At 40.8% G+C, this 655-nt stretch carries 1 protein-coding gene; it reads right to left on the bottom strand.

The window, feature by feature from the left end:
• Positions 1–8 precede the first annotated feature (8 nt).
• Positions 9–655, bottom strand: a 647-nt coding sequence (locus ABCW45_RS17785) for an IS982 family transposase (RefSeq protein WP_343221299.1), incomplete at its 5' end; no start/stop codon positions are given.

Genomic DNA, 655 nt, shown 5'->3' on the forward strand with positions numbered 1-655 from the left:
CAAATTTTTTAGAATATCAGTTCTTTGATTTTTCCAAGTTCGCAGGTTTCACCGAAAATACTGTTTAATGCAATGCAGAGGTTGTATGCCAATACTTTATTAACCAAACGGGTGCATAAGCCCTGAAAGCTTTTGGCAAGTACTCTTTCTGCATTTAACTGACCGCTTAACTGTGAAAAGACAGTTTCTACCCGTCTTCTCAATTTGAAGATCAGCTGACGCACCGATTTTGGCCAGTTTTCTTTACTGTTGGAACGCTTGAGTGCAAAAAGACAGATCGTTTGTTCCTGCATTTCCTGCATGAGTTTTTCGCCAACATATCCTTTATCTGCTAAAATTGTAATATTTGAACAATTATCCACCAGATCCCGTAATCCTTCACGGTCATCTGTGGATGCCGGCGTAATCTCAAATGCAGTAATGTAACCTTCTAATGTGACCAGGGCATGCACTTTATAGCCGAAGTAAGTTTCCTTTTTAGAAGGGCACTTTCCGTAATCAGCACCCTGGCTGCGAAATGTTTTGCAGTATCGTGCACGTCCAAATTTGCAGACTGCAAGCGGAAAACTATCAATAATGCAATAAGAACTGACCGGAACCGGAAAAACAGAGAGCATCTTTTGTCTTAATAATTCGGTTGTCTGCATCAGAGCAC

The sequence above is a fragment of the Pilosibacter fragilis genome (assembly GCF_032490495.1).
Taxonomy (GTDB): domain Bacteria; phylum Bacillota; class Clostridia; order Lachnospirales; family Lachnospiraceae; genus Pilosibacter; species Pilosibacter fragilis.